This is a genomic window from Streptomyces sp. URMC 126 (assembly GCF_051386555.1).
Classification (GTDB): Bacteria; Actinomycetota; Actinomycetes; order Streptomycetales; family Streptomycetaceae; genus Streptomyces.
Genome location: NZ_JBPQTX010001444.1, coordinates 1 through 230, shown reverse-complemented (window position 1 = coordinate 230; position 230 = coordinate 1). Strand labels below are relative to the sequence as shown.

Annotated in this window: 1 protein-coding gene; it reads right to left on the bottom strand. The window is 73.0% G+C overall.

Translation table 11 applies throughout. From position 1 onward, the window contains the following. Positions 1-230 (bottom strand): tyrosine-protein phosphatase (locus ACSNOK_RS36615; protein WP_436784948.1); only part of this gene is annotated, 230 nt, incomplete at both ends.

Genomic DNA, 230 nt, shown 5'->3' with positions numbered 1-230 from the left:
CAGCAGCGCCAGGTCGCCCTCGCGCACCATCGTCCAGAACTCGGCGCCCTCGGCCGGGTCCGACAGCGGGATGTTCACGTTGCGCACGCCCGGCAGCTCCACGTCCGGGCCCTCCAGAGCCTGGTCGGCGGAGTTGCGGAAGTCGAAGACCGTGTGCAGGCCGAGCCGGGCGAGGAAGGCGGCGTCCTCCTCGGTGGCGTGCGCCAGGTGCCCGCTGCGGTAGAGCACGC